Here is a 5895-nt window from a genome sequence, read left to right as displayed (position 1 = left end):
GCCAGATTATTGCGCAGGGCACATCCGCCCAGCTCAAAGAGCAGACGAAGACCGATTCGCTCGAGGCTGCTTTCCTCGCGCTCACCGGAAGCTCGCTGCGCGATGAGAGCGCGAACAGCAAGGATCAGCTGCGGCAGGTCGCGCAGATGTTCGGACGTAGATAAGACGCGTCACCACGCGAAAGGATTTGTAACCGTATGGGCGCTATCTATATTCTCTGGCTGCGTGAGCTGAAGCGATACGTTCGCTCGCGCGTGCAGATCGTCGTTTCGCTGGGGCAGCCCTGTCTCTATCTGCTGGCACTGGGCTTCGGCTTTGGCCCGGTTTTTCAGCAGGCTGGGCACGGCAGCTATCTGCAGTTCATGGCGCCGGGCGTCGTCGGCATGACGGTGCTCTTCAGCTCGGTCTTCTCCGGCATCGCCATGCTGTGGGATCGCCAGTTCGGCTTTCTCAAAGAAACGCTGGTCGCGCCGGTCTCGCGCATGCAGATCATGCTGGGCCGCACGCTGGGTGGAGCGACGGTCGCGGTCATTCAGGGAACGCTGATTCTCGCCATCTGCCTGATCGCCGGCTTTCGCCCGCAGAGCTGGATGGCGATTCCCACGGCCTTCCTCTTTGTGGTCATGATTGCCGTGGTCTTCTCCGCGCTGGGTACCGCGATCGGCTCGATCATCAAGGACATGCAGGGGTTTCAGCTAGTGATGAACTTCCTGGTGATGCCGATCTTCTTTCTCTCCGGCGCGCTCTATCCGCTGGCGAACCTGGGTCCGGTCATGAGAGTGGTCACGCATCTCGATCCGCTTGCCTATGGCGTGGATGGACTGCGCGGCTCGCTTATCCATGCATGGCATTTCAGCTTGCCCTTCGATTTCGGGCTGCTGGCCGGCATTGCCGTGATCTTCCTCAGCCTGGGCGCGTATCTGTTCTCTAAAATCGAAGCATAGAGCATGGCGAGAACACGCAGCGCAGTAGTCCATAAGAACATTCTTGAAGCGGCAGTGAAGCTCTTCTCCGAGCGGGGCATCGATGCGACCAGCATGGATGCCATCGCTGAATCTGCCGGCGCGAGCAAGGCGACCATCTACAAGCACTGGCCGGACAAGGACAAACTCTGTCTCGAGGTCGTGGGCTACCTGCATGGGCTCGATACGCCGTTGCCGGTCTTTACGACAGGCGATTATCGCGCCGATCTTATTGCGCAGTTGGAGTACCAGCCCGTGCCCGAGCGCAAATCGCTGCGTGAGCGGATGATGCCGCACCTTATCGCCTATGCTTCGCGCAACGAGGGTTTTGGGATCGTATGGAGGTCGCAGGTTGTGGCTCCCATCCGTGCCGTGATGGGGGCGCAGCTTCGCCGTGGTGAGACCGAAGGCCTGCTACGCAGTGGGCTGGATCCGGAGATTGGCATGGCGCTGCTGTTGGGGCCGGTCGTCTACCGCAATATTTTTGTGCGGAAGATGGGATATGCCGGACCTCCCAACATCGAGAGGGAGACGGTCGATGCGTTTCTGCGGGCCTGGTCGGCGAAAGAGCCTGCAAAGGCCGCGAAGGGCGCAGCAAAGAAGGGGAGCGTAAAGAAGATCAGGAATAAATAAGTAAAAGCGAAAGGGCATCCGGAGAGGATGCCCTTTCGCTTTTCGGTTGCTTCCGGACTACGGGAGGTAGTAGCGGAAGGAGGTTTCGAGAACGTTGTCGGAGGTGTTGGCTCCGCCGCCGATGCCGGACCAAATGCCGCGGTAGACCCAGCTGTACTGGATGCTCTGACGCAGGCGGCCGGCAGGACCGTCGTAGAAGTTGTACCAGTAACCGGTGGTGAATTCCTGCGTGTCCTTGTTGGAGCCGCCGCAGGTGGCGCTGGTCGGCGAGTAGCCGGTGCCGGTACCCGTGCCCGGAACAGGCTGGGTGTAGCACTTGCTGTTGTTCGCCGTGTAGATGCCGTAGCCGACTTCACCGGTCGAGGTCGTCACGTAGTCGCGGCCTACGTAGTCGCCGCCGTAGTAGGCGTAGACGTCGAGGCGCTTGGTCGCATGCGCATCGATGGTGGCCATGCCGGAGAAGCTATGCAGCGGCGAGAGAGCGCCATCGGGACGAACCGTGACGTCCGAGAGCTGCGTCGCGCCGTAGCGGCCCGTGCCATCGCCGTACAGGCCCTTGATGCCCAGGTCGAGCTTGTGACGGAAGACCGGAACCAGGGCGCTGCCACCGATACCGCCGCCGACCGTCGTGTTGTTATACGCACCGGCCGCCGAGGTCGTGCTCGGGTAGATGCGGTCACGGAAGAAGCGCGCGATGCCGAACAGTTCATAGTGACCGTAACCGTCGTAGGCGACCTTCGCGATGAAATCCGGGGCCAGGTTGTAGGTGTAGCCCGTCAGAGGAGCCGACGAGCTCGCGCCCGGGGCGCCGCCGCCGTTGTAGAGGCCGCTGCCCGTACCCGGAGCACCGACAATATAGTTCGTAGCGCAGGCGATGGAGGCCGAACCGGCAAAGTTTTCGCCGGTGCAGGAGGGGCTGAGCGTCTGCGCCTGTTCGGCCGAAACCGCGATCGAGAACTTGGGGCTGAAGGTCTTCACAACGCGGAAGCCAGGCTGACGAGCCCATACGAAGCCGACGTTATAGTTCGGGTCGATGGTGAGCGGCACCGCCTCGGACTTGTTCATCAGGCCCCTGGTGTATTCCGTCGCGAGCGACCACATCTGACCGCCGGTGAACGACCAGCCATTGTTCAGAGCCGCTTGCGCCCAGATCTGGCGCTGGCGCAGCACGTAGCTGTTCGACTGGTTGTTGTTCGAGGTGACGCCGGTGCCGAGCCAATCCGCTTCGTAGTAGCCGCGGATGGTGCCATTGCCGACCTTGCCGATGGCGTCGAGCGCGACACGCGACTGACGGCCGGTCATGTAGAACTCGCTCATCTGGCCAGCGTCAGAGTACTCGAGCGGAATGCTGCTGAACGGGGTCGGGATATCGGAAGCGGTCGCGCGGTTGCGATCCACGGTCGCGAATTCGACGAAGCTGCCCGTCGGTGAAAGCGTGATGCCCTTGAAGTGGATGGTGTCAGGCGACTCGATCGCCTTCTTTACCTGAGCCTGCTGATCCTGCACCGTGGTCACGATGGACTGGGTGTTGGTCTTCAGGTCGCCGACCGCGCCCTGGAGGCTGGCAACGTTCTGCTGAGTCTCGGTGACCTGCGCCTGCTGCGCCGTGGCAGCCTGCTGCGCCTGTTCGGCGGCGGACTGTGCGGCTGCAGCCGACTGCTGCGCCTGCTGGAGCTGGGCGTCCTTCTGGGTCAGCTGCTGCTGAAGGTTGTTGATCTGCGAACGCTGGGAATCCATCTCCTGGCGGAGCGCTTCAATCTGGGATTCAATGGACGGCTTCTTCGCCGCCGCCGCGTGAGCTTTCTTCGTGGCGGGCTTCTTTGCCGTGGACGTCGCCTCGGTCTGAGCCTGGGCGGCAACCACGGTTGCCATCAGGATCATGCCTGCGAGCGTTTTCAAATTGGTGTTCATTCGGCCTCTCATCAGAGTTATTCCGTTGACCTGCCCGAGCCCTGAAAGGAGCTAGAGACAAGCAGGCATGCAGCAGTTGCTGGAGCGTTGCCGCACGCGCGGACCGGCACTGTGAGGGCAGTGCTTTTTTCTTTACAAGGCAGCCCGCGCCGCCCGTTACTGATCGTGGCAGTCGCCTGTGAATTTCCTGCGAAATTTCAATGAATATGGGGACAAATCTGGCGCGATTGCGATCTCATCTGGCCGGATGGATGGCGCGCAATCGCGATCCGCGGGCGCGGAAGTGTGCCTAAGCGCTTTGGATCGTGGGCCATAGCTGGACCTGGATCAGGCGGCGGGGAAAATAGAAAAGGCCGGCTCAAAGCCGGCCTTTGAACGGAAGTTGTTTCCTACCAGCTGTAATGCACGGTGTAGGTCACGGTCTGCTGTCCATGCGCCGGCACGGTCACCGGGAATATCACCGTTGCGCTGTCCTGTTTCTCGAAGGCGGTGCTCTTCTCCACGATGTCCCAGTTGGCCGCGCGGAAAAGATGCTCCGTCACATTCACCTGAACCGGCGATTCCTTCGCGTTCTTTACCGTGATGGTGTAGGACTCGTCGATGGTGTGGAGGTCGCTGTTCGACCGGAACGAAGTCTGCTTCCGGTCACCGGTTACGTCGAAGGCGTTGCCGGTTGTCAGGTGTACGGTCGCGTCTTCCGGCGTGTGGCGGATGCTGTTCTCGCCGACAAATTCCATCTGGCCGTCGGCATCGCGGCGATAGAAGCGGAGCGTTCCGGCAGGCAGTGGTATGCCCAGGTGATTCGCCTTGCTGTTTACAAACTCCTGCTCGATGCGGACGGTCTTGATGCTGTTGGTGCCCTGGCCGCGGTCGTCGTAGGCTGCCCCAGGCATCGGCTCGAACGTGCTCTCGGATCCGTCATAGACATACGTCCGTTTGACCGGGATGGCATTGGCGCGCAGGAACTCGATCTGCTTTGTCTCGCGATCCTTGAGTGTGACGGAGCGGTTCAGATCGTAGAGGTGGAAGTCGTCGAAGGATTGCTGCGTCACCTGCGGCATGGCTGCTTGCGCCATCATCACCTTTCCTACCGCAAGCATGCGGGGCATGGCAGCCTGCACCTGTGCCACATCCCCGGCCATCAGCTTCACCTTCGCATCGGAGAAATCGGTGCCGCTGTTGTTGCTGATCGTTACCCATCCCACGAGATCCATCGGTTCGTCGCCCGAGGTCGATGCGCCTCCAGTCGTCGAGACGATGTTGTAAGTCGCATTCCAGTGGAAGCCGTGTGTGAGATAGCTGAGCTCGGCAGGGAAGTGTTCGCTGCTGTCTGAGGCGATCTTCCAGCGCAGCGTCGGCTTCAGCAGCAGGCCATCGGTGGAGGCAGGGAAGAGCGGCAGTCCCGGGAGTTTGAACTGCAGCTGGCCGTTTACCTCGATCAGCGGTTCTTTCTCGTTTGCGCTGGGTGCGCGCAGGATGCGGCCGGAGACGATCTGTGTCTGGTCGCCATGTGTCACCTGGAACTGGATTGTCTGGCCTTCGTACTTGCTGAGCATCCAATCCTGCGTGGCCACTGCGGCATCGTAGTTCTGCTCGAGGATCTGTACCGGATGCTTGCCCGCCGGATCGCGCAGTACGACGGAGTCGGGCTCGAGCTGGCTGGTGACCTTGCTGGTGGTCACCTCGTTGGCGCCAGCTTTCAGATCGAGATCGACGGTGGCTCGGGCGATGGCGAGATCACTGTTGTAAATCGTCAGCGAGGTTCCTGAAGTTTCATTGGCAGCCGATGCATTGCTGCCGCTCTGCTGTGCCATGGCCGCAGCCGCCGTGAAGAGCAATACTCCTGCCAGTTTCCGTCCAGCGTGCAAACCGCACCTCCAGCCTGGTATCTCAGACAACAATCCCTTGGACTCCGCAGGATACCCTTTTGTTCCTATGCATGCGTCGGAAATCCGCTGGGTACATAAGTTTGATATCGCGATAAGCATATGTGCGCGTGCGCCGCAGGTGGAGGCGCTGAAGGTATTGCGCTGCTGTATGTTGGAGCCATGGAGCACCGCTTCGAGGCCACGCAGTGGCTGCCGTACAGCCTGCCGTTCGTCTTCGCGTTTCTGGCCGATCCGCACAACCTGCCGGCGCTGATGCCTGCGTGGCAGAAGACGCGCATCGAAGAGGCCTTCATCGTTCCTCCTCCCCCCGCGCCTTCCGGCTCGTTTACCGGATCACGCAAGCGCCCACTCTCCGCAGGAGCCGGATCGAAAATTACGATCAGCTTTCGCCCGCTCCCGTTTTCCCCGGTGCGCCTGCCGTGGGAGGCGACGATTGCCGAGTTCGTCTGGAACGACCACTTCTGCGATGTGCAGGAGCGCGGCCCTTTCGCAAGCTGGCG

General features: G+C 61.0%; 4 protein-coding genes and 1 pseudogene. 3 read left to right on the top strand and 2 right to left on the bottom strand.

Annotated features, from left to right (window positions below; translation table 11 throughout):
- Nucleotides 1-197: 197 nt before the first annotated feature.
- Entirely contained in the window at nt 198-944 is a 747-nt protein-coding gene (locus tag QM649_RS19995) for an ABC transporter permease (RefSeq protein WP_415200841.1), read from the top strand.
- A gap of 3 nt (nt 945-947) precedes the next feature.
- The gene (locus QM649_RS19990) at nt 948-1595 is read left to right on the top strand and encodes a TetR/AcrR family transcriptional regulator (RefSeq protein ID WP_415200840.1); all 648 of its coding nucleotides are present in this window, start codon (nt 948-950) and stop codon (nt 1593-1595) included.
- A 57-nt stretch (nt 1596-1652) separates the two neighbouring features.
- Here QM649_RS19990 and QM649_RS19985 read toward each other — a convergent pair whose 3' ends face one another.
- Together QM649_RS19985 and QM649_RS19980 are read right to left on the bottom strand one after the other, a co-directional pair.
- On the bottom strand, nt 1653-3506 hold the full coding sequence (locus QM649_RS19985) for a hypothetical protein (protein WP_415200839.1): 1854 nt from the start codon (nt 3504-3506) through the stop codon (nt 1653-1655).
- Between the two features lie 389 nt (nt 3507-3895).
- Nucleotides 3896-5374, bottom strand: coding sequence for a DUF4139 domain-containing protein (locus tag QM649_RS19980; RefSeq protein WP_415200838.1), 1479 nt, complete (start codon nt 5372-5374; stop codon nt 3896-3898).
- Between the two features lie 180 nt (nt 5375-5554).
- On the opposite strand from QM649_RS19980, the pseudogene QM649_RS19975 reads away from it, so the two are divergent.
- Nucleotides 5555-5895 (top strand): annotated as a pseudogene (locus QM649_RS19975) (cyclase); the annotation flags it as partial.

It is taken from the genome of Silvibacterium sp., from assembly GCF_047605705.1.
GTDB lineage: Bacteria > Acidobacteriota > Terriglobia > Terriglobales > Acidobacteriaceae > Silvibacterium.
The sequence above is the reverse complement of the archived record's forward strand: the minus strand, read 5'-3'. Positions and strand labels throughout refer to the sequence as shown.